This window comes from Amorphoplanes digitatis, from assembly GCF_014205335.1.
GTDB classification, from domain to species: domain Bacteria; phylum Actinomycetota; class Actinomycetes; order Mycobacteriales; family Micromonosporaceae; genus Actinoplanes; species Actinoplanes digitatus.
Genome location: NZ_JACHNH010000001.1, coordinates 2,049,544 through 2,069,892, shown reverse-complemented (window position 1 = coordinate 2,069,892; position 20,349 = coordinate 2,049,544). Strand labels below are relative to the sequence as shown.

The following is a 20,349-nucleotide window of genomic DNA, read 5'->3' as shown; positions in this document are numbered from 1 at the left end:
GGATGACCTTACCGACGGACGGTAATGTCGCCCGCATGACGCTTGACCTGCACGATGATGTCGTCGCCCTCACCCGCGCGCTCTGTGACATCCCCTCGGTGAGCGGGGATGAGGCCCCGATCGCGGACGCCGTCGAGGCCTCGTTGCGCAAGCTCGGCCACCTCGAGGTGTTGCGCGACGGCGACGCCGTCGTCGCACGGACCCAGCTCGGGCGGGCCCGGCGGATCGTGCTCGCCGGCCACCTCGACACCGTGCCGATCAAGGACAACCTGCCGACCTGGACCACGGGCGCCGGCGCGGACGAGATCCTGCACGGCCGCGGCACCGTCGACATGAAGGGCGGCGTCGCCGCCCAGCTGCGCATCGCCGCGACCGTCCCCGAGCCCCGCAACGACCTCACGTTCGTGTTCTACGACAACGAGGAGGTCGCCTCGGTGCGCAACGGCCTCGGCCGCCTGGTGCGCAACCACCCCGACTGGCTGGCCGGCGACTTCGCCATCCTCGGCGAGCCGTCCAACGGCACGGTCGAGGGCGGCTGCCAGGGCACGATGCGGGTGCGCATCACGCTGGCCGGCAAGGCCGCGCACGCCGCCCGGTCCTGGCGCGGCGTCAACGCCGTGCACGCCGCCGGCGACGTGCTCGCCATCCTCAACCGGTACGAGCCGCGCACCGTCATGGTCGACGGCCTCGAGTACCGCGAGGGCCTCAACGCCGTCAACATCGCCGGCGGCATCGCCGGCAACGTGATCCCGGACGAGTGCGTCGTCGACATCAACCACCGCTTCGCGCCCGACCGGGACATCCCCGCCGCGCTCGCGCACCTGCGGGAGGTGTTCGCCGGCTACGAGCTCGAGGTGCGCGACCAGGCGTCCGGCGCCCGCCCCGGCCTGGACCAGCCTGCGGCGGCCGAGTTCCTGGCCGCAGTGGGCCGCCCGCCCGCGCCGAAGTTCGGCTGGACGGACGTGGCCCGCTTCGCCGACCTGGGCATCCCGGCCGTCAACTACGGGCCGGGCGACCCGCTGCTCGCGCACACCGACGAGGAGCACCTGCCGACCGCGGACCTCCGCGAGTGCGAGCGGGTGCTCGCCGCCTGGCTGCGCTGACACGGCAACAGGCCTACGGCTTCTGCTCGCCCAGGCCGGCGTTCTCGGCGATGGCGCCCGGGATCGCGTACATGTGCGCGAAGGCCCGGGCCTGCTCGCCGGTCCACAGCGACGAGCCGTAGCCGTAGACCACGCCCTGCCGGGTCGACGCGTCGAGCAGGCTGTGCGGGCTGCGACTGCCCAGGGGGATGACGTTGCCCTTCTGGAGCCGTACCCGCACCTCGCCGGTGACCCGGGCCTGGCTGGAGTCCAGGAACGCCCGCAGGTCGTCCAGGATCGGGTCGTAGTAGACCGCCTCGTGCAGTAGGTCGCCGTACGTGGTGCCCAGGGTGGCCTTGGTCGCCTGCTGGCGGTTGCTCAGGACCAGGCGCTCCAGCTCGCGGTGCGCGGCGATCAGCGTGAGCATGCCGGGCGCCTCGAAGCCGACCCGGGCCAGGTTGCCGACCATGGTGGAGCCCATGTGGATGCCGCGGCCGACGCCGTGCTCGGCGGCGAGCGCGTTGAGCGAGCGCAGGATCGCGTAGTTGGGCGCGCCCGGGCCGGTGCCCTCGATCGGGGTGCCGTCGAGCGTGGCAGCGGAGATCACCTCGCCGCGCTCGAAGCCGAGGATCAGCTCGACGCCGTCCTCCGGCGCGTCCTTGATCGCCTTGGTGCTCTCCCACGCGTCCTCGGGCAGGTAGTCCCAGGAGCCGTAGGTCTCCTTACCGCCGATGGAGGTGCCGATCAGGCCCTCGTTGATCGAGTACGTGGTGACCTTGTCGCTGGTCTCGAAGCCGTGCTGCTTGAGGAAGTCCCGCTCGTACTCGCGGGTCAGCCGGTCGTCGCGGATCGGGGTGATGATCTCCATCTGCGGCGCGAGTGCGCGGATCACCGAGTCGTAGCGCACGTGGTCGGCGCCGGCGCCGGTGGAGCCGTGCGCGATCGCGTCCGCGCCGTTCTCCAGGGCGCACTGGACGACCTTCTCCGCCTGCACCAGGCGCTCCGCGCCGACGCAGGACGGGTAGCCGCCGTTGCGCAGGTAGTTCGCCTTGATCGCGTACGTGACGACGCGCGAGTACAGCTCCGCGCGGGCGTCGATGACGAAGTGCCGGGCCGCGCCGAGCTCCTCCGCGCGGGCACGGACGACGTCGCCCTCGCCGCTGTGCAGGCCGCCGGTGTCGATGTTGGCGGTGAGCACCTCCCAGCCCTGCTCGCGCAGCCAGACCAGGGCGTACGAGGTGTCGAGGCCACCGGAGAAGGCGAGGACGATCTTGCGCTTGCTCATCAGAACTTCCTTATCAGGACGCGGGGATCTCGAGGATGGGCACGTACGTGGTCCCGTCCTTGACGAGGTGGCCGGGTGCGAGCACGTAGTACGTGGCCTGCCGGGCCTCGATGGCCTTCTGCATGGCGCGCTGCCGGTCGTAGTCGAACGGGTCGAGCAGGAACGTCGGCGCAGGCGTCGGCGCGGTGGCCGGCGCGGTGAAGTCGTTCTCGTAGACGAACGAGCCCGGCGAGGTGTGGAACGGCACGGTGGCCACCATGATGCGCAGCCGGCCGAAGCGGGTGTGCACCCGCAGCGCGCTGTTGTCGTACTGGGTGACGCCGTCGAGCTTCTCCGCCTGGTACGCCGAGAGGGCGAGCGCCTTGAGCGCGCGGCCCAGGCCGACGTTGGTCATCACCGACCACAGTGACCAGCCGACCCAGGTGCCCGGCGCCGCGCTCGGCGCCGCGCAGTAGCCGCCGATCGGGATCGGGCCGTTGTAGTCGCTCTGCTTCGCCCTCTCGAAGACCGCCCGCAGGTGGCGCTTCGCGTCCTCGTCGAACGCGCTGGTCTCGAGGATCTCGGTGAACGAGGACTGCGGCAGGGCGGCGATGACCGCGGCCGAGGGCATCAGGATCAGGTCGACCATCACCCACTGCGGCATCGGGATGCCCCGGTCGCCGAACGCGATGCCGTTGATCACGTTGAACAGGTTGAGGAACTCGCCGGTGTCCCAGCCCTTGTCGGCCGTGTCGGTGAAGTCCAGCCAGGTGAGCTTGTGGCCGTACGGCGCCTCGTTGAGGAACGGGCGCAGCGACTCGTTGGACGCCAGATAGAACTCGAGGCCGTGTCCGAGCAGCTTCTGCATGTTGTCGGCGAAGCCGGGAAAGTGTGCCTCGACGGCGGGCGGGGAGATCCTGGTCACGGTTGGCTACCTTCGTGCGGGTCGGCACGGCTCCAGGCCGTGAGTTTCTCGGCGAGCGCGGCGCCCGGCCCGTCGCCGGAGTCGCGCGCCACCACGAGGATGGTGTCGTCGCCGGCGATGGTGCCGACGACGTCCGGCAGGCCCGAGCGGTCGAGCGCGCTGGCCAGGAACTGCGCGGCGCCGGGCGGCACCCGCAGCACCACGAGGTTGCCGCTGACGTCGACCGAGTTGAGCAGCTCGCGCAGCAGCCGGACGAGCCGGGCCGGCGCCTGCTCGACCGGGCGCAGCGCGGGCAGCCCGTCCTCGGGGATGACGTAGACCCCGCCGACCTTGACGGCCCGCAGCTCCTCGAGGTCGCGCGACAGCGTCGCCTGGGTGGCCTGCACGCCGTCGAGACCCAGCAGCTCGGCGAGCTCGGTCTGCGAACGGACGGCCTTGTCCCTGATCAGGTTGACGATGCGCGCGTGCCGCGCGGCACGGGTACCCGGCCCGGTCATTATGCGGCGGCCAGCAGCCAGGCGAGCAGCGCCTTCTGCGCGTGCAGGCGGTTCTCGGCCTGGTCGAAGACCGCGCTCTGCGCGCCGTCCATCACCTCGTCGGTGATCTCCTCGCCCCGGTGGGCGGGCAGGCAGTGCAGCACGATCGCGTCGGGCGCGGCGGCGGCCACCAGCTCCTTGTTGACCTGGTACGGCCGGAACGGCGTCAGCCGGTCGATGCCGTCGTCCTCCATGCCCATCGAGGTCCACGCGTCGGTGGCGAGCACGTGCGCGCCGGAGGCGGCCTCGCGCGGGTCCCGCAGCACCCGCACCGAGCCGCCGGTGACCCGGGCGATCTCGGTGGCCCGCGCCACGACCGCCGGGTCCGGGTCGAAGCCCTCCGGGCCGGCGACCCGCACCCGCATGCCCGCCGTCGCCCCCGCCAGCAGGTACGAGTGGGCCATGTTGTTCGCGGCGTCGCCGACGTAGGCGAGCGTGCGGCCGGCCGTCGCGCCGAACCGCTCGCGGATCGTCTGCAGGTCGGCCAGCAGCTGGCAGGGGTGGAAGCCGTCGGTCAGCGCGTTGACCACCGGCACCCGCACGTCCGAGGCGAGCTCGGCCAGCCGCTCGTCGCCGGAGGTACGGAAGACGATGGCGGACACGTACCGGGAGACGACCCGGCCCGCGTCCAGCAGCGACTCGCCGCGGCCGAAGTGGGTGGCCTGGGTGTCCACGACGATCGCGTGGCCGCCCAGCTCGGCGATGCCGGCCTCGAACGACAGCCGGGTGCGCAGGCTGACCTTGTCGAAGAAGACCGCCACAGACCGCGGCCCGTCGAGCGGCCGGTGCGCGAACCGGTCGGCCTTCATCGCCGCGGCGAGGTCGAGCACCTCGGCCTGCTCGGCCGGTGACAGGTCGTCGTCGCGCAGGAAGTGCCGGGTCATGAGAGCGCCTCCCCGAGCGCGGTCACGAACGACTCGGCCTGCGCCGTGGTCAGGATCAGCGGCGGCGCGAGCCGGATGACGTCCGGCTGGACCGGGTTGACCAGGAACCCGGCGTCCAGCAGCGACTCCGCGACCTGTGCCGACACCGGCTCGTCGAGGACGATGCCGAGCAGCAGGCCCGCGCCGCGTACGCCGGCGATCCTCGGGTTGCCGAGCCCCTCGACGCCGCGCCGGATCAGCTCGCCGACCCGCTTGACGTGGTCGAGCAGGCCCTCGCCCGCGATGGTCCGGATCACCGCGAGGCCGGCCGCGCAGCTGATCGGGTTGCCGCCGAACGTGGTGCCGTGCGAGCCCGGCCCGAACAGGTCCGCGGCCGCGCCGAACGCGATGCACGCGCCGATCGGCAGCCCGCCGCCGAGGCCCTTGGCCAGGGTCACGACGTCGGGCTCGACGCCCTCGCTCTGGTGGTGGAACCAGTGCCCGGTGCGGCCGATGCCGGTCTGCACCTCGTCGAGCACCAGCAGCGCGCCGGCGGCCGTGCAGATCTCCCGCGCCGCGGCGAGGTAACCGGGCGGCGGCACGAGCACGCCCATCTCGCCCTGGATCGGCTCGAGGATGACCATGGCGGTCTCGCCCGTCACGGCGGCCCGCAGCGCCTCGCTGTCGCCGTACGGGACATGGGTGACGTCGCCGGGCAGCGGCCGGAAGGGTTCCCGCTTGCCCGGCTGGCCCGTCAGGGCCAGGGCGCCCATCGTGCGGCCGTGGAATGCGCCCTCGGCCGCCACCACGTGGGTCCGGCCGGTGAGCCGGGACAGTTTGAACGCGGCCTCGTTCGCCTCGGCGCCCGAGTTGCCGAAGATGACCCGGCCGGGGCGCCCGGCGAGGACGAGCAGCAGCTCGGCCAGGGCCAGCGGCGGCTCGGCGATGTAGAGGTTCGAGACGTGGCCCAGCGTCGCTACCTGCTGGGAGACGGCGGCGACGACGGCCGGGTGCGAGTGGCCGAGCGCGTTGACGGCGATGCCGCCGAGCATGTCGACGTACTCCTTGCCGTCCTCGCCGACCACGACGGCCCCGGAGCCGGCGATCAGGCCGAGCGCCGGCGTCCCGTAGTTGTTCATCATGCTCTGCGACCAGCGGTCCGTGAAGGTCGTCATGAGGGAACCACCATCGTCCCGAATCCTTCCGAGGTGAAAACTTCGAGCAGCGTCGAGTGCGGTACCCGGCCGTCGACCACGTGCGCGGCGGGCACGCCGCCCTGCACGGCGCGCAGGCACGCCTCCATCTTGGGCACCATTCCGGACTGGAGGCTGGGCAGCAGCTTCTCCAGGGTGTCGGTGTCGATCTGCGAGGTGAGCGTGGTGGTGTCGGGCCAGTTCGTGTAGAGGCCGGGCACGTCGGTGAGCACGACCAGCTTGCGGGCGCCGAGCGCGACGGCCAGGGCGGCCGCGGCGGTGTCGGCGTTGACGTTGTGCACGACCCCGTCGGCGTCCGGCGCGACGCTGGCGACGACCGGGATGCGCCCGGCCGCGATCAGGTCGTCGACGGCCGAGGTGTCGACGTGCGCGACGTCGCCGACCTGGCCGATGTCGACCGGTTCGCCGTCGACGACGGCGTGCCGGCGCACGGCGGTGAAGAGCCGGGCGTCCTCGCCGGAGAGCCCGATCGCGAACGGGCCGTGCTCGTTGATCAGCCCGACCAGCTCCCGGCCGACCTGGCCCACCAGGACCATCCGCACGACGTCCATCGCCTCGGGCGTAGTGACCCGCAGGCCGCCGCGGAACTCGCTCTCGATGCCGAGCCGGCCCAGCATCGACGAGATCTGCGGCCCGCCGCCGTGCACGACGACCGGCCTGATCCCGGCATAGCGCAGGAAGACCATGTCGGCGGCGAAGGCGCGCTGCAACTCCGGGTCGATCATCGCGTTGCCGCCGTACTTGATGACGACGGTGCTGCCGTGGAACCGCTCGAGCCACGGCAGCGCCTCGATCAGCGTGGCGGCCTTCTCGTTCGGGGTCACGACGAGTACGCCGAGTTCTCGTGCACGTAGGCGTGCGACAGGTCGGTGGTCCAGATGGTCGCGGCCATCTCGCCCTCGTGCAGGTGCACGGTGATGGTGACGTCCCGGCCCGCCAGGTCCACCTTGGACCGGTCCTCGGCCGCCGCGCCGCCGCGGCACACCCACACGCCGTTGACGGCGACGTCGACGCGGTCCGGGCTGAACGCCGCCTGCGTGGTGCCGACCGCGGCGAGGATCCGGCCCCAGTTCGGGTCGTTGCCGAACAGCGCCGTCTTGACCAGGTTGTTGCGGGCCACGGTGCGGCCGACCTCGACAGCGTCGCGCTCGCTCTCGGCGCCGAGCACCTCGATGGCGATGTGCTTGGTGGCGCCCTCGGCGTCGGCGATGAGCTGCTGGGCCAGGTCGTGGCAGACCGCGGTGACCGCCTCGGTCAGCTCCTCCTGCGTGGGCTGCCGGTCGGAGGCGCCGCTGGCAAGCAGCAGCACGGTGTCGTTCGTGGACATGCAGCCGTCGGCGTCGATCCGGTCGAAGCTGAGCCGGGTGGCCTCGCGCAGCGCCGTGTCCAGCGACTCGGAGCCGGCCACCGCGTCGGTGGTGAGCACGACGAGCATCGTGGCCAGGGCCGGCGCGAGCATGCCCGCGCCCTTGGCCATCCCGCCGATCGACCAGCCGTCGCCGTGGAACACCGCGTTCTTGGGCACCGTGTCGGTGGTCATGATCGCGTTCGCGGCGGCCGCGCCGCCGTCGGCGTCGAGCGCCTTGGCGGCGGCGTTCACCCCCGGCAGCAGCTTGTCCATCGGCAGCAGCTCGCCGATCAGGCCGGTCGAGCAGACCGCGATGTCACCGGGGCCGACGAGCAGCGGCTTGGCGCCGCCGCGCAGCACGGTGGCGGTGTGCTCGGCGGTCGCGTGGGTGTCCCGGAAGCCCTGCGTACCGGTGCAGGCGTTGGCGCCGCCCGAGTTGAGCACGACGGCACGCACCACGCCGCCCTTGAGGACCTGCTGGCTCCACATGACGGGCGCGGCCTTGACCCGGTTGGCGGTGAAGACACCGGCGACGGTGGCGTCGGGCCCGTCGTTGACGACGAGCGCGACGTCGGGCGCGCCGTCGCTCTTGAGCCCGGCGGCGACGCCGCTGGCCCGGAAACCCTTGGGGGTGGTGACGGTCATGGCGCGACTCCGAATACCGAGAGGCCCGTCGTCTCCGGCAGGCCGAGCATGAGGTTGGCGCACTGCACGGCCTGGCCGGCGGCGCCCTTGCCGAGGTTGTCCAGCGCGCTGACGACGACGATCCGGCCGGAGTCGACGTCGAGGGTGGCCTGCAGGTGGCAGGCGTTGGAGCCGGCGGTGGCGGCGGTGCGCGGCCAGACGCCGGCCGGCAGGACGTGCACGAACGGCTCGTCCGCGTAGGCGGCGGCCAGCACCTCGCGGGGGTCGGCGTCGCCGAGCGGCCTCGCGGTGACCGTCGCGAGGATGCCGCGGGGCATCGGCGCGAGCACCGGGGTCATCGACAGCGAGGTGGCGCCGCTGGCCTGCTTGATCTCGGGAACGTGCTGGTGCGCGCCGACCTTGTAGGGCGACAGGCCGCCCATGACCTCGCTGGCGAGCAGGTTCACCTTCGCCGACCGGCCCGCGCCGGACGTGCCGGACGCGGCGACGACCACGACGTCGGCCGGGTCGGCGGCGCCCGCGGCGATCAGCGGCGCCAGGGCGAGGGTGATCGTGGCCGCATAGCAGCCGGTGCTCGCCACCCGGTCGCTCGCGGCGATCGCGGCCCGCTGCCCCGGCAGCTCCGGCAGGCCGTAGGTCCAGGTGCCGGCGTGCGTGCCGCCGTAGTAGCGGTCCCACGCGGCGGCGTCCCGCAGCCGGAAGTCGGCGCCAAGGTCGACGATCTTCACCCCGCCGGGCAGCTGGGCGGCCACGGCCGCCGACTGCCCGTGCGGCAGGGCGAGAAAGACCAGATCGGCGTCGGTCAGGGCGGCGCCGGTGCCGCCGAGGACCAGGTCAAGGCCCGCGAGCTGCGGGTGTACGGCGGACACGGGCTTACCCGCGCTGCTGTGCGCGGTGGCGGCGACGAGGTCGAGCTCGGGATGCCCGGCGATCAGGCGCAGCAACTCGCCCCCGGCATACCCGCTCGCCCCGGCGACGGCGACCCTGATTCCCATACTTACCTCCGCATGACTATGCAGGGAACCGTATCAACGCGCATAGCCATGCGGCAAGTTCATATATTTATGCAGTCACCCGATCGTGGCCCGCGCCGGACGGCCGGCACCGGTACGCACAAATTCGCTCCTGTTCGATCCGGTTCCGGTACTGATTGACCAAAGATCCGACCCCGGCGGACCCCGGTACCGGTTCCGGCTTGTGCGACACTTCCGAACGCTTACCGATGTGTTGCGCAACAAGACCGTGTGTCGCGCGGTCGATCCGGAGGAGACTCGTGGCCGCTGACGACCCGTACCGTGATCCCAGCCTGTCCGTTGAGCAGCGCGTCGACGATCTCCTGGGCCGCATGAACCTGGCCGAGAAGGTCGGGCAGATGCTCCAGCTCGACGCGCGGCAGGATCTCAAGGACTCGGTCAGCACCCGGCTGGCGGGCTCGATCCTGCACGCCTCACCCCGGCGCATGCTCGAGGCCGTCGACCTGGCCGCCGGCACCCGGCTCGGCATCCCGCTGATCACCGCCGAGGACTGCATACACGGGCACGGCTTCTGGCCCGGCGCCACCGTCTTCCCCACCCAGCTCGCGATGGCCGCGAGCTGGGACGCGGAGCTGGTCGAGCGGGTCGCCCGGGTCACCGCCGTCGAGGTCTCCGCGACCGGCATCCACTGGACCTTCTCCCCCGTGCTGTGCATCGCGCGCGACCTGCGCTGGGGCCGCCTGGACGAGACGTTCGGCGAGGACCCGTTCCTGATCGGCGAGCTCGGCGCCGCGATGGTCCGCGGCTACCAGGGCCGCGGCCTCGACGACCCGACCGCGATCCTGGCCTCGGCCAAGCACTTCGCCGGCTACTCCGAGACCCAGGGCGGGCGCGACGCCAGCGAGGCCGACCTGAGCCCCCGCAAGCTGCGCTCCTGGTTCCTGCCGCCGTTCGAGCGGGTCGCCCGCGAGGGCTGCCGCACGTTCATGCTCGGCTACCAGTCGATGGACGGCGTGCCGATCACCCTGAACCGGTGGCTGCTGCACGACGTCCTCAAGCGGGAGTGGGGCTTCACCGGCACCCTGGTCACCGACTGGGACAACGTCGGCCGGATGGTCTGGGAGCAGCGAGTCTGCGCCGACCTGGTCGACGCCGCGGCGCAGGCGGTGCGCGCCGGCAACGACCTGGTGATGACCACACCGGGCTTCTTCGAGGGCGCGCAGACCGCCGTCGAACGGGGCCTGATCGCCGAGGAGGAGATCGACGCCGCGGTCCGGCGGATCCTGCGGCTCAAGTTCGAGCTCGGGCTCTTCGAGAACCCGCGGGCGCCCGACGCCGCCCGGCAGGCCGCCGTCATCGGGCACGCCGACCACGCCGCGCTCAACCTCGAGGTGGCCCGCCGCTCGCTGGTGCTGCTCACCAACGACGGCACGCTGCCGCTGGCCGGCGGCCTGGCGCCGGGCGACGACGGCCGGGCGGCCTGGGCCGGCGCCGCGAAGACGGTCGCGGTCATCGGCCCGAACGCCGACGCGCCGCAGTCACAGCTCGGCGACTGGGCCGGCGCGTCCGGCCAGGTCGACTGGATGCCCGACGGCCAGCCCCGCGAGCTGATCGAGACCGTGCTGGACGGCTTCCGGGCCGTCGCGCCGGCCGGCTGGAGCATCACCACCGCGCTCGGCGCCGAGATCGAGCGCCTGGTGCCCGACCCGGCCGGCGCCGCCTACCCGGACGGGCAGCCCCGGCCGCCGATCTCCGAGCCGGCCACCGCCGACCCGGCGCTGATCGCCGAGGCCGTCGCGGTCGCCCGCGCCGCCGACTACGCGGTCGTTGTCGTCGGCGACACCGTCGCGCTGACCGGCGAGAGCAAGTCCACCGCGACGCTGGAGCTACAGGGCGGCCAGATCGCGCTGCTCGACGCGCTCGCCGAGACGGGCACCCCGGTCGTGCTGGTGCTGCTGAACTCCAAGCCGGCCGCGCTGCCGCCGTCCGCGCTCGGCGCCGCCGCGATCGTGCAGGCCTTCAACCCGGGCATGCGCGGCGGCCGGGCCCTTGCCGAGCTGCTGCTCGGCCTGATCGAGCCGACCGGCCGGATGCCGGTCTCGGCCGCCCGGCACGTCGGCCAGCAGCCGGTCTACTACAACCAGGTACGCGGCCAGCACGGCACCCGCTACGCGGACCTCACCCAGGACCCGCTCTTCGCGTTCGGCCAGGGCCTGAGCTACACCACCATCGAGTACGCGGACCTGCGCATCGCCGAGCCCGACGTGAGCACGACCGGCGTCGTGCGGGCGAGCGTACGGCTGACCAACACCGGCACCCGCCCGGCGCTGGAGACCGTGCAGGCGTACGTCAGCGACCTGGTCACCAGCGTCACCTGGGCGGACCGGGAGCTGAAGGCGTACCGGCAGGTGCTGGTGCCGCCCGGCGAGAGCGTGATTGTGCCGATCGAGGTGCCGGCCGCCGACTGCTCCCTGGTCACCGCGGACGCACGCCGGGTCGTGGAGCCCGGCGACTTCGACCTGCTGGTCGGCCCGGACTCGCGACCGCAGAGCCTGATCCGCGCCCGCTTCCGGATCGGCTGACGCGGGGCATACTGCTCAGCAGGCTCGGCGGAGGAGGATCGGCATGGCCCGGATCGCGGTCACCGGCGGGAGCGGCAAGCTGGGGCGCGCCGTGGTCGACGACCTGGTCGCGCACGGCGACGAGGTGGTCAACCTGGACGTCGCCGCGCCGCGGCCGGCGCTGCGCATCGACCTGACCGACTACGGGCAGACCGTCGAGGCGCTCACCCGCATCGACGACCGGTACGACCGGATCGACGCCGTCGTGCACCTGGCCGCGATCCCCGCGCCCGGGCTCATCCCCAACGCGGCGACGTTCCACCACAACATCACCGCCACCTACAACGTCTTCTCGGCGGCGCGGCTCGCCGGGATCACCAACATCGTGTGGGCGTCCAGCGAGACCGTGCTCGGCCTGCCGTTCGCCACGCCGCCGCCGTACATCCCGGTCGACGAGGCGTACCCGGGCCGGCCGGAGTCGACGTACTCGCTGGTCAAGCACCTCGAGGAGCAGATGGCCGCGCAGTTCTGCCGGTGGGACCCCGAGCTCAAGATGATCGGCCTGCGGTTCTCCAACGTCATGGACCCGCAGGACTACGCCGAGTTCCCGTCGTTCGACGCGGATCCGCGCGCCCGGAGCTGGAACCTGTGGGGTTACATCGACGCGCGCGACGGCGCGCAGGCCGTCCGCCGGGCGCTGGCGCACGAGGCGCGCGGCATGGACGTCTTCGTGATCGCCAACGCCGACACGGTGATGAGCCGGTCCAGTGCGTCGCTGGCGGCCGAGGTCTTCCCCGGCGTACCGGTGACCAAGGAGCTCGGGGAGCACGAGACGCTGCTCTCGATCGACAAGGCCCGCCGGGTCCTGGGTTACGAGCCCGAGCACACCTGGCGGGTTGACGCGGCCTGACAGGGTTACCCACATGCTCAGGATCAGAACGTGGCTCCGACGTGCCGTTATGGCGGGCGCACTCGGCGTCGCCGCGGCGGTGCTCGCCATGGCGACCGGCGACCTGTGGGTGCGCGCCGAGGCGTCCGGCCACGTGCACGGCGTGGCGGACGTCCCGGCCGCGCCGGTCGCGCTCGTGCTCGGCGCCGAGGTCTACCCCGACGGCAACCCGTCGCCGTTCCTCGCCGCCCGGCTGGAGATCGCCCGGCAGCTGCTGGCCGCGGGCAAGGTACAGGCGATCCTCGTCTCCGGCGACCACATGGACTGGAGCTACAACGAGCCCGGCGCGATGTTCCGGTGGCTGATCGACCGCGGCGTGCCGAGCCAACGGGTGGTGCTGGACCACGCCGGCTTCGACACCTACGACTCGTGCGCCCGGGCCAAGCAGGTCTTCGGGGTCGACTCGGCGATCGTGGTGACGCAGAGCTACCACATCGACCGCGCGGTGGCCCTGTGCCGGCGCCTCGGCCTCGACGCCAGCGGCGTCGGCGACGACACCGTGCGGATCTACACCGCGCCGTGGCGCAGCTGCGTCGTCCGCGAGCGCGGCGCGGTGGTCAAGGCCCTGTTCGACGTGGTCTCGGGCCGCGACCCGGTCTTCCTCGGCCCGCTCGAGCCGGGCGTCGGCGCCGCGCTCGCGAGCGGCTGAGGTTCGGTTTCCCGCACCACCGGCGCCGGGCCTGCCGGGCTGACCGCGGCGCCCGCGCCGACCACGCTGGCGGCATGGAACCAGTGCTGGAACTCATCGCCGTCACCCGCCGCTTCCCGCGCGGCGTCGTCGCCCTGCGGGACGTGTCGCTTGCCGTGCCCGGCGGGCAGTTCGTCGCCGTCATGGGCGCGACCGGCTCGGGCAAGAGCACCCTGCTGCACTGCGCGGCCGGGCTCGACCGGCCCGGCGCCGGGACCGTGCGGCTGGCCGGGCGCGACATCACCCGGATGCGCGAGGGCCCGCTGACCCGGCTGCGCCGCGACCGGCTCGGCTTCGTGTTCCAGTCGTACAACCTGCTCTCCGAGCTGAGCGTGCGGCAGAACGTCGCCCTGCCCGGCCGGCTCGGCGGGCCGCGGCCGCGCCGCGTCGAGGAGGTGCTGGAGACCGTCGGCCTCGGCGGGCTGGGACGGCGCGGTGTCGGTGAGCTCTCCGGCGGGCAGCGCCAGCGGGTGGCGATCGCCCGGGCGCTGGTGACCGGCCCGGCGGTGATCTTCGCGGACGAGCCGACGGGCGCGCTCGACCCGGCCACCGGCGGCCAGATCCTCGCCCTGCTCCGCGACGCGGTCGACCGCGATGGGGTCACCGTGGTGATGGTGACCCACGATCCGGCGGCGGCCGCCTGGAGCGACCGGCTCGTCCTGCTGCGCGACGGCGCCCTCGCCGCCGACGGCCCGACACCGGACGCCGCGGCCATCGCCGGCCGGCTGCGCGGCGTGTCCGCGGCGGTGGCGGCGTGATCCGGCAGGCCCTGCGCCGCAACCCGTGGTCGTTCCTCGGCCCGGCCGGCACCCAGTTCCTGGCCGCCGCGCTGGTCGCCGCCGCGCTCGGGATCACCGCCTCGATCGGCCGGGCGCCGCTGGCGGCCGCCGAGCGGCGCGCGGTGACCGACAGCGGCCTGCCCGACATGGCCATGGTCTTCCTGATGCTGGCGATCTACCTGTCGATCATCATCGTCGGCGTCACGATGAGCGCCACCATCGCGCAGCAGGCCCGCGACATCGCCCTGGTCCGGGCCGTCGGTGCCACACCGGGCCGGGTACGCCGGGCGATCGCCGCGCAGGCCGCCTGCGTGGCAGTTCCCGCGACCCTCGCCGGGGTGCCGGCCGGATCCGCAGGCGGCCGGGCCTGGCTCGACGCCCTGGTCGCGCACGGCATCGCGCCGCCGGCCGTCGTCTTCCAGGCGCACGGCGGCGCGCTGCCGATCGCCCTCGCGATCACCGTCGGCACCTCCCTGATCGGCGCGCTCGTCGCCGCCGTGCGCCCCTCCCGGGTACGCCCGGCGGTCGCGCTGGCCGAGACCGCGGCGCCCCGGCGGCGGATCGGCGTCGTCCGTACCGTGGCGGGCCTGATCCTGGTCGGCGGCGGGATCGCGCTCAGTTCGGCGATCGCCGGCGGCTCCGCCGAGGCCGCCGACCAGGGCGGCCTCTTCGTGATGCTGGCGATGTGCGTCGGCGCCGGCTGCCTCGGCCCGGCGCTGCTGCGGGTCGCCGCGCCGGCCGCGCGCCTGCTCGGCGACGCCGGGCGCCTCGCGGCCGACAACATCGGGATCAGCGCCAGGGCGCTCTCCGGCGCGCTGGTTCCGCTCACCCTCGCCGTGGCGTTCGCGGCGGTCAAGGTCGTCTCGTACACGACGAGGACGCACGTCACCGGCGACGCGGGCCCGGCCGCGGACCGCTGGCTGGAGTACTCCGGCACGGCCGTCTACGCGGCGTTCGCGGCGGTGGCCGCGCTGAACACGCTCATCACGCTCCAGCTGTCCCGGCGCCGCGATCTGGCGGTCGTCCGGCTGGCCGGCGGCACCCGGGGGCGCACGCTGGCCGTGGTCTTCTGCGAGGCTCTGGTGGTGACGGGTACGGCGCTGGCGGTGGCCGCGGTCGTGGCGACGACGACGCTGCTGCCGTTGCTGCACACCGCGCTGGGCACCTGGACGCCGTGGCTGCCGCTGACGTGGCTGCTCGCGGGCGTGCTGGCCACCGCGGCCCTGGTGCTGGCCGGCACCGTGCTGCCGGCCGCCCTGTCCCTGCGCCGGCCGCCGATCGAGGCGGTCGGATGATCGTGCTGCGGGCCTGGCTGACCGCGCGCACCTGGCGCGAGCTGGGCTACCTGCTCACCGGGGTGCTGGTCGCGGCGCCGACGTTCGCGCTCGGGCTGCTCAGCATCGTCGCGGTGGGGTCCTCGACGGTACCCCTCGGCCTGCCGATCCTGGCCGGGGTGCTGGCCGTGGCCCGGCTCACCCCGCGCTGGTTCCGCGGCCACGCCCGCTACTTCCTCGGCCGGAGCTGGGACGACCCGCCGCCGCTGCCGGCCGGCACGCTCTGGCGGCGGAGCCTGGCGCTGTTCCGGGACGCGGCCGCCTGGCGTGCGCTCGGCTACTGCCTCGCCCGCTGGCCGCTGACCGTCGCCGGCGCGTACCCGGCGGCGCTCGCGCTCGTCGTCGGGCCCGCGGCGGTCACCTATCCACTGTGGTGGTTCGCGGTACCGGCCGATCTCGGCGCCTTCGACACCGACAGCTGGGCGCGGACCTGGCTGGTCGCGCTGGAGGCCGCCGCCACCCTGCTGGTGGTGCCGTGGTGGATGCGGCTGATCGTCTGGACCGACGGCCTCCTGGTCCGGGCACTGCTCCAGCCGAGCCGCTCACAGCGGCGCATCGCCGAGCTGGAGGCCGGCCGGACCGCCCTGCGCGCCGACGCGGCGGCGCTGCTGCGCCGCATCGAACGCGACCTGCACGACGGCACGCAGGCCCGGCTGGTCACGCTCGGCGTCGCGCTGTCGCGGATCGAGCACCGCAGCACCGAGGAGGCGGTGCGCACGTTGGCCGCCGACGCCCGGGGCACCGTCACCGAGGCGCTCGCCGAGCTGCGCGACATCGTCCGCGGCATGCACCCGCCGGCGCTCGACGACGGCCTCGACGTCGCCCTGACCACCCTCGCGGGCCGCAGCGCCGTCCCGGCCGAGGTCACCGTCGCGCTGGACGCGCGGCCACCGGACGCGACCGCCTCCGCGCTGTACTTCGCGGTCGCCGAGCTGCTCACCAACGTCGCGCGGCACGCGCACGCCGGCCGGGTCCGCATCGACCTGCGCACGGACGGCAGCCGGCTGCGGCTCACCGTCACCGACGACGGGCGCGGCGGTGCGAGGATCGACTCCACCGGTACGGGGCTCGCGGGCCTCGCACGCCGGGCGTCGGCGCTGGACGGCGCGCTGACCGTCGACTCACCGCCGGGCGGCCCGACCACCGTGACGATGACTCTTCCCGTGGAGGCCTGACATGCGCGTGGTGATCGCCGAGGACAACGCCCTGCTGCGCGACGGCATCGCGCTGCTGCTCGGCGAGCACGGCATCGAGGTGGCCGCCGCCGTGGCCGACGCCGGCGCGCTGCTCGCCGCGGTCGCCGCCGATCCACCCGACGCCGCCGTCGTCGACGTGCGGATGCCGCCGACGCACACCGACGAGGGGCTGCGGGCGGCGCTGACGATCAGGTCCGCGTACCCGAAGGTGGGTGTCCTGGTCTTCTCCCAGTGGGTTGAGACCAGCTACGCGCGGCAGTTGCTCTCCCAGCACGTCGGCGGCGTCGGTTACCTGCTCAAGGACCGGATCGTGAGCACCGACGAGTTCGTCGGCGCGCTGGGGCGGGTCGCCGCCGGCGGTACGGCCCTGGACCCGGAGGTGGTCCGGCAGCTGCTCGCCGCGCCGGCCGTCGACGCCGGCCTGGCCCGGCTCACCGAGCGGGAGCGGGAGATCCTCGGCCTGCTCGCCGAGGGGCGCTCGAACGTGGCAATCGCGGACGCGCTGCACGTGGTCGAGCGCAGCGTCGAGAAGCACGTCACTGCCATCTTCACCAAGCTGGACCTGCCGCAGGCGCGCACCGACCACCGGCGGGTCCTGGCCGTGCTGCGCTATCTCCGATCATGAGCGGCCGTGTTGTACGTTGCGGCGTGGTCGATCGTCCGTCCACTTCGTCCGCTGCTTCGTCCGCTGGTTCGTCCGCTGGTTCGTCCGCTGAGGGAGAACGATGTCATCAAATGTGTCCCGCCGTTCGGCACTCGGTCTCGGTGCGGCCGCGGCCGCGATCGCGAGCGTCGGCGTGAGCTCGCCCGCCTCGGCGTCCGGGTCCGGGCCCTCCCGCATCCGGAAGGTGTACGGCAGGGAGAAGGCCCGGGCCGGCGGCGTCTGGCACACCCACATCGCCGCCGTCGACCGGGCCGGCGCGCTGCGGCCGATCGTCGAGGACGACGCCGACCACGTCACCCAGGGCTACAGCGTGCAGAAGCTGGCCGTGGCCACCGCGGTCATGGACAAGATCGACCGGGGCGAGCTGACCCTGGGCACCAAGCTCGACCTGCCGGCGAGCATCATCCTCGGCGGCTCCGGGATCTACCACCTGCACCGGGTCTGGGGCGACGACATCACGGTCGCCAACTTCCTCACCGCGATGCTGCTGGTCTCGGACAACACCGCCGTGCGCATGTGCGGCCGGGTGGTGCCGGCCCTGGAGATCAACGAGATCCTCGCGGCGAAGGGCTTCGTGCACACCCGGGTCGAGCCGGTCGCCAACCCGAACCGGTTCTTCCTCGGCACCACCACCCCGCGCGAGATGCACGACCTGCTCTGGCGGCTCGGCAACCGGACGCTGCTCGCGCCGGAGTCCTGCGACTTCCTGCTGAGCATCACCCGCTGGCTCAACGGCTACCACGACGGCGTGCGCCGGGTGATGTCCTCGGGCGAGCGCCAGCGGGTCGCGACGAAGTACGGCGCCGACTTCAACACCCTCGGCGAGTCGCGGCACGAGGCCGGCATCATGTTCGACGCGCAGGGCGCGCCGGTGCTGACGTACGCGATGTTCGCCGAGGGCCTCGGCGAGCCGGAGAACTACGGCGCGACCCATCCGGCGGTGGAGGCGCACGCGAAGATCGGCCGGACCATGATGGACAACCTGCCGGCGACGACCCGCTCCCTGCGGGAGTCGCACACACAGCCCGCGCCGTTCCGCCCGGTCAACGGGGGCTGACGCCGAGATATGACATCGATGGGCATGGACATGTGCCCTTCGGTGGAGAAGCATCGGGGCATGACGGACCAGCGCGAAAGACTCACGTCCTCGCGGCGCGCGTTCCTGTCGGTCTCGGCGGCCGCCGCCGCGACCCCGATGCTCGGCGCCGGCCGCGCACAGGCCGCCGGCCGCGGCCCGCGCAGACAGGCGCCCGACGGCGAGCTCCGGGCGATGCTCCGGGAGATCGATCCGCACCGGATCGGCACCACCGTCGCCCGGCTCGTCGCCTTCGGCACCCGGCACACCCTGTCCACCCAGGACGATCCTGTCCGGGGCATCGGCGCGGCGCGTGACTGGATCTACGAGCGGCTCAGCGCCTACGCCGCCGGCTCGGACGGCCGGATGACCGTCGAGTTGCAGTCCTTCATCCAGCCGCCGTCGCCGCGCGTGCCCGTGCCGACCCGGATCACCAACGTCGTCGCCACGCTGCGCGGCGACACCGAACCCGACCGGATCTACGTGGTGACCGGCCACTACGACTCGCGGGTCACCGACGTCATGGACGCCACCAGCGACGCACCGGGCGCCGACGACGACGCCTCCGGCGTCGCGGTGGTCATGGAGCTGGCCCGCGTCATGGCCACCCGGCGCACCGAGGCCACCATCGTCTTCGCCGCCGTCGCGGGCGAGGAGCAGGGCCTCTACGGCTCCGACAACCTGGCGCAGCGGTTCCGCGACGCGGGCGCCGACGTGCAGGCCATGTTCAGCAACGACATCGTCGGCACCGGCGACGCGCACGACGGCACGGCGCCGGACTCGCGGACCGTGCGGCTGTTCGTCGAGGGCGTGCCCACCGCGGAGACCGCCGCGGAGGCCAACGTCCGCAGGTCCGTCGGCGGCGAGAACGACGGCGCGTCGCGGCAGCTGGGCCGCTTCGCCCGGGACGTCGCGGAGAACCCGCAGACCGGGATGAAGATCCGCGTCGTCTGGCGGCGCGACCGCTATCTGCGCGGCAGCGATCACATCTCGTTCCTGCTCCGCGGCTACCCCGCGGCCCGCTTCACCGAGCCGCGCGAGAACTTCGCGCACGAGCACCAGGACGTCCGCGTCGAGAACGGCATCCAGTACGGCGACCTGGTCGAGTTCTGCGACTTCGCCTACATCGCGCGGGTGGCCCGGGTGAACGGTGCGGTGCTGTGGTCGCTGGCGCAGGCACCCGGCACGCCGAAGGGCGTGGTGATCGACACGACCCAGCTGACGAACGCGACAACGCTGCGCTGGCAGCCGTCGACGGCCACGGACCTGGCGGGCTACGAGGTGCTCTGGCGCGAGACGACCGAGCCGGACTGGACGAACGCCATGCCGGTGGGCAACGTGACCAGCGTGACGATCGACCTGTCGAAGGACAACGTCTTCTTCGGGGTACGGGCGCTGGACCGCACCGGCCACCGCAGCCCCGTCGCGGCGCCGCGACCGTCGAGCTAGCCGTTCCAGCGGTAGATCTGGCCGTCGCGTAGCTCGTAGGAGGCCGGCGGCCCTGGCGCGGGCGCGGCCGCCAGGCGGGCCAGCACCTTGACCCGGCCACGAAGGTCCAGGCGCGGCTCGTGCCAGTGCAGGTAGGGGTGCAGCAGCGCCTTCAGCGCGGCCGCGTCCCTGCGCTCGGCGGCGGCCAGCACCTCGGCGACGATCCGATCCATGCACCCATCCTGGACCCCGCCGCGACCGGTGGGGAGGCATCGCGCCCGACGGTGCATGATGGTCCGATTATTTGATTAATATCCGTAAATGTGACCGCGCTCACCTGCCGTCGGCCATCCGAGGACCGGCCTTGGCCGCCCGACCCGGCCTTAGCCTGTGACTCCGAGTGAAGTGCTGGTGGCGACGAACACTTCACTTAGCCCGCTCCCCCCGGAGGTGACTCATGGCAGGCGGCAGGAAAAAAGGCAAAGACAAGAACAAGGGCAAGGGCAAGAAGGACGTCGATTACCGACGCCGAGCCGAGCACAAGTTCGCCGTGATGTGCACCGGAACGGTGCCTGCGACGCTCTTCGCGGTAGCCATGTTGATCATGGCGACTCGCCGCTGAGCAACGCCGCAAGAGGCCCCGCCTGGTATCCAGCCAAGCGGGGCCTCTGCCGCGCCGGTCACTCGCCCGGTGTCAACAGCGTGGAGAGCCGGCACATCAGGCCCGGTCGGGGCCGGTAGTAGACCCAGCTCGCCCGGCGCTCGGCGTCGACCGGGCCGACCTCGCGCAGGGTCTTCGTCCACGCCCGCCGATAGAAAGGCGG

At 73.1% G+C, this 20,349-nt stretch carries 20 protein-coding genes and 1 pseudogene; 11 read left to right on the top strand and 10 right to left on the bottom strand.

The genetic code is table 11. The features are described 5' to 3' along the window. Window positions 1-35: 35 nt before the first annotated feature. A complete protein-coding gene (gene dapE, locus BJ971_RS09410) occupies window positions 36-1,103 on the top strand; it encodes a succinyl-diaminopimelate desuccinylase (protein WP_184991669.1) in 1,068 nt (355 codons plus the stop codon). Between the two features lie 13 nt (window positions 1,104-1,116). Here dapE and argG read toward each other — a convergent pair whose 3' ends face one another. From argG to argC, 8 genes are read right to left on the bottom strand one after another with little or no spacing between them, the layout of a single operon-like run. Then, window positions 1,117-2,367: an argininosuccinate synthase gene (gene argG, locus BJ971_RS09405; RefSeq protein ID WP_184991667.1), complete on the bottom strand. Its 1,251-nt coding sequence runs from the start codon at window positions 2,365-2,367 to the stop codon at window positions 1,117-1,119. Window positions 2,368-2,380: 13 nt separating this feature from the next. Then, window positions 2,381-3,271, bottom strand: a complete 891-nt coding sequence (locus BJ971_RS09400) for a hypothetical protein (protein WP_239087339.1) — start codon at window positions 3,269-3,271, stop codon at window positions 2,381-2,383. Then, window positions 3,268-3,768 carry an arginine repressor gene (gene argR / locus BJ971_RS09395; protein ID WP_184991665.1) on the bottom strand — a complete coding sequence of 167 codons (501 nt, stop codon included), beginning with the start codon at window positions 3,766-3,768 and terminating at the stop codon, window positions 3,268-3,270. The genes BJ971_RS09400 and argR overlap by 4 nt, the downstream gene beginning before the upstream one ends. Continuing rightward, on the bottom strand, window positions 3,768-4,691 hold the full coding sequence (gene argF / locus BJ971_RS09390) for an ornithine carbamoyltransferase (RefSeq protein WP_184991663.1): 924 nt from the start codon (window positions 4,689-4,691) through the stop codon (window positions 3,768-3,770). Before argF ends, argR begins: the two co-directional genes overlap by 1 nt. Next, window positions 4,688-5,845 (bottom strand): acetylornithine transaminase, encoded by a 1,158-nt coding sequence (locus BJ971_RS09385; RefSeq protein WP_184991661.1) that lies wholly within the window; start codon window positions 5,843-5,845, stop codon window positions 4,688-4,690. The genes argF and BJ971_RS09385 overlap by 4 nt, the downstream gene beginning before the upstream one ends. After that, window positions 5,842-6,708, bottom strand: a complete 867-nt coding sequence (gene argB, locus BJ971_RS09380; RefSeq protein ID WP_184991659.1) for an acetylglutamate kinase — start codon at window positions 6,706-6,708, stop codon at window positions 5,842-5,844. Before argB ends, BJ971_RS09385 begins: the two co-directional genes overlap by 4 nt. After that, window positions 6,705-7,877 carry a bifunctional glutamate N-acetyltransferase/amino-acid acetyltransferase ArgJ gene (gene argJ, locus BJ971_RS09375; RefSeq protein WP_184991657.1) on the bottom strand — a complete coding sequence of 391 codons (1,173 nt, stop codon included), beginning with the start codon at window positions 7,875-7,877 and terminating at the stop codon, window positions 6,705-6,707. Before argJ ends, argB begins: the two co-directional genes overlap by 4 nt. Further along, the gene (gene argC / locus BJ971_RS09370) at window positions 7,874-8,872 is read right to left on the bottom strand and encodes an N-acetyl-gamma-glutamyl-phosphate reductase (RefSeq protein ID WP_184991655.1); all 999 of its coding nucleotides are present in this window, start codon (window positions 8,870-8,872) and stop codon (window positions 7,874-7,876) included. The genes argJ and argC overlap by 4 nt, the downstream gene beginning before the upstream one ends. A gap of 278 nt (window positions 8,873-9,150) precedes the next feature. On the opposite strand from argC, the gene BJ971_RS09365 reads away from it, so the two are divergent. The 9 genes from BJ971_RS09365 to BJ971_RS09325 all read left to right on the top strand — a co-directional run bounded on the left by BJ971_RS09365 (window position 9,151) and on the right by BJ971_RS09325 (window position 19,546). Further along, window positions 9,151-11,433, top strand: a complete 2,283-nt coding sequence (locus BJ971_RS09365) for an exo-beta-d-1,3/1,6-glucosidase (RefSeq protein WP_203709210.1) — start codon at window positions 9,151-9,153, stop codon at window positions 11,431-11,433. Between the two features lie 43 nt (window positions 11,434-11,476). Further along, window positions 11,477-12,322: an NAD-dependent epimerase/dehydratase family protein gene (locus BJ971_RS09360; protein ID WP_184991651.1), complete on the top strand. Its 846-nt coding sequence runs from the start codon at window positions 11,477-11,479 to the stop codon at window positions 12,320-12,322. 49 nt (window positions 12,323-12,371) lie between these two features. Beyond that, a complete protein-coding gene (locus BJ971_RS09355) occupies window positions 12,372-13,010 on the top strand; it encodes a SanA/YdcF family protein (protein ID WP_307837367.1) in 639 nt (212 codons plus the stop codon). 74 nt (window positions 13,011-13,084) lie between these two features. After that, window positions 13,085-13,807 (top strand): ABC transporter ATP-binding protein, encoded by a 723-nt coding sequence (locus BJ971_RS09350; protein ID WP_184991647.1) that lies wholly within the window; start codon window positions 13,085-13,087, stop codon window positions 13,805-13,807. Then, window positions 13,804-15,123 (top strand): FtsX-like permease family protein, encoded by a 1,320-nt coding sequence (locus BJ971_RS09345; RefSeq protein ID WP_184991646.1) that lies wholly within the window; start codon window positions 13,804-13,806, stop codon window positions 15,121-15,123. The genes BJ971_RS09350 and BJ971_RS09345 overlap by 4 nt, the downstream gene beginning before the upstream one ends. Further along, complete coding sequence (locus BJ971_RS09340) at window positions 15,120-16,337, top strand: sensor histidine kinase (protein WP_184991644.1); 1,218 nt, start codon at window positions 15,120-15,122, stop codon at window positions 16,335-16,337. The genes BJ971_RS09345 and BJ971_RS09340 overlap by 4 nt, the downstream gene beginning before the upstream one ends. A gap of 1 nt (window position 16,338) precedes the next feature. Next, window positions 16,339-16,983 carry a response regulator gene (locus BJ971_RS09335; RefSeq protein WP_184991642.1) on the top strand — a complete coding sequence of 215 codons (645 nt, stop codon included), beginning with the start codon at window positions 16,339-16,341 and terminating at the stop codon, window positions 16,981-16,983. A gap of 100 nt (window positions 16,984-17,083) precedes the next feature. Next, a complete protein-coding gene (locus BJ971_RS09330; protein ID WP_184991640.1) occupies window positions 17,084-18,079 on the top strand; it encodes a serine hydrolase in 996 nt (331 codons plus the stop codon). 60 nt (window positions 18,080-18,139) lie between these two features. Continuing rightward, complete coding sequence (locus BJ971_RS09325) at window positions 18,140-19,546, top strand: M28 family metallopeptidase (protein WP_203709209.1); 1,407 nt, start codon at window positions 18,140-18,142, stop codon at window positions 19,544-19,546. Here BJ971_RS09325 and BJ971_RS09320 read toward each other — a convergent pair. Beyond that, window positions 19,543-19,758 carry a nuclear transport factor 2 family protein gene (locus tag BJ971_RS09320; protein WP_184991638.1) on the bottom strand — a complete coding sequence of 72 codons (216 nt, stop codon included), beginning with the start codon at window positions 19,756-19,758 and terminating at the stop codon, window positions 19,543-19,545. The genes BJ971_RS09325 and BJ971_RS09320 overlap by 4 nt on opposite strands. Before the next feature lie 224 nt (window positions 19,759-19,982). On the opposite strand from BJ971_RS09320, the gene BJ971_RS09315 reads away from it, so the two are divergent. Further along, window positions 19,983-20,147 carry a hypothetical protein gene (locus tag BJ971_RS09315; RefSeq protein ID WP_184991636.1) on the top strand — a complete coding sequence of 55 codons (165 nt, stop codon included), beginning with the start codon at window positions 19,983-19,985 and terminating at the stop codon, window positions 20,145-20,147. A gap of 58 nt (window positions 20,148-20,205) precedes the next feature. Here BJ971_RS09315 and BJ971_RS40995 read toward each other — a convergent pair. After that, window positions 20,206-20,322, bottom strand: a pseudogene (locus tag BJ971_RS40995) (transcriptional regulator); the annotation flags it as partial. Between the last annotated feature and the right edge of the window lie 27 nt (window positions 20,323-20,349).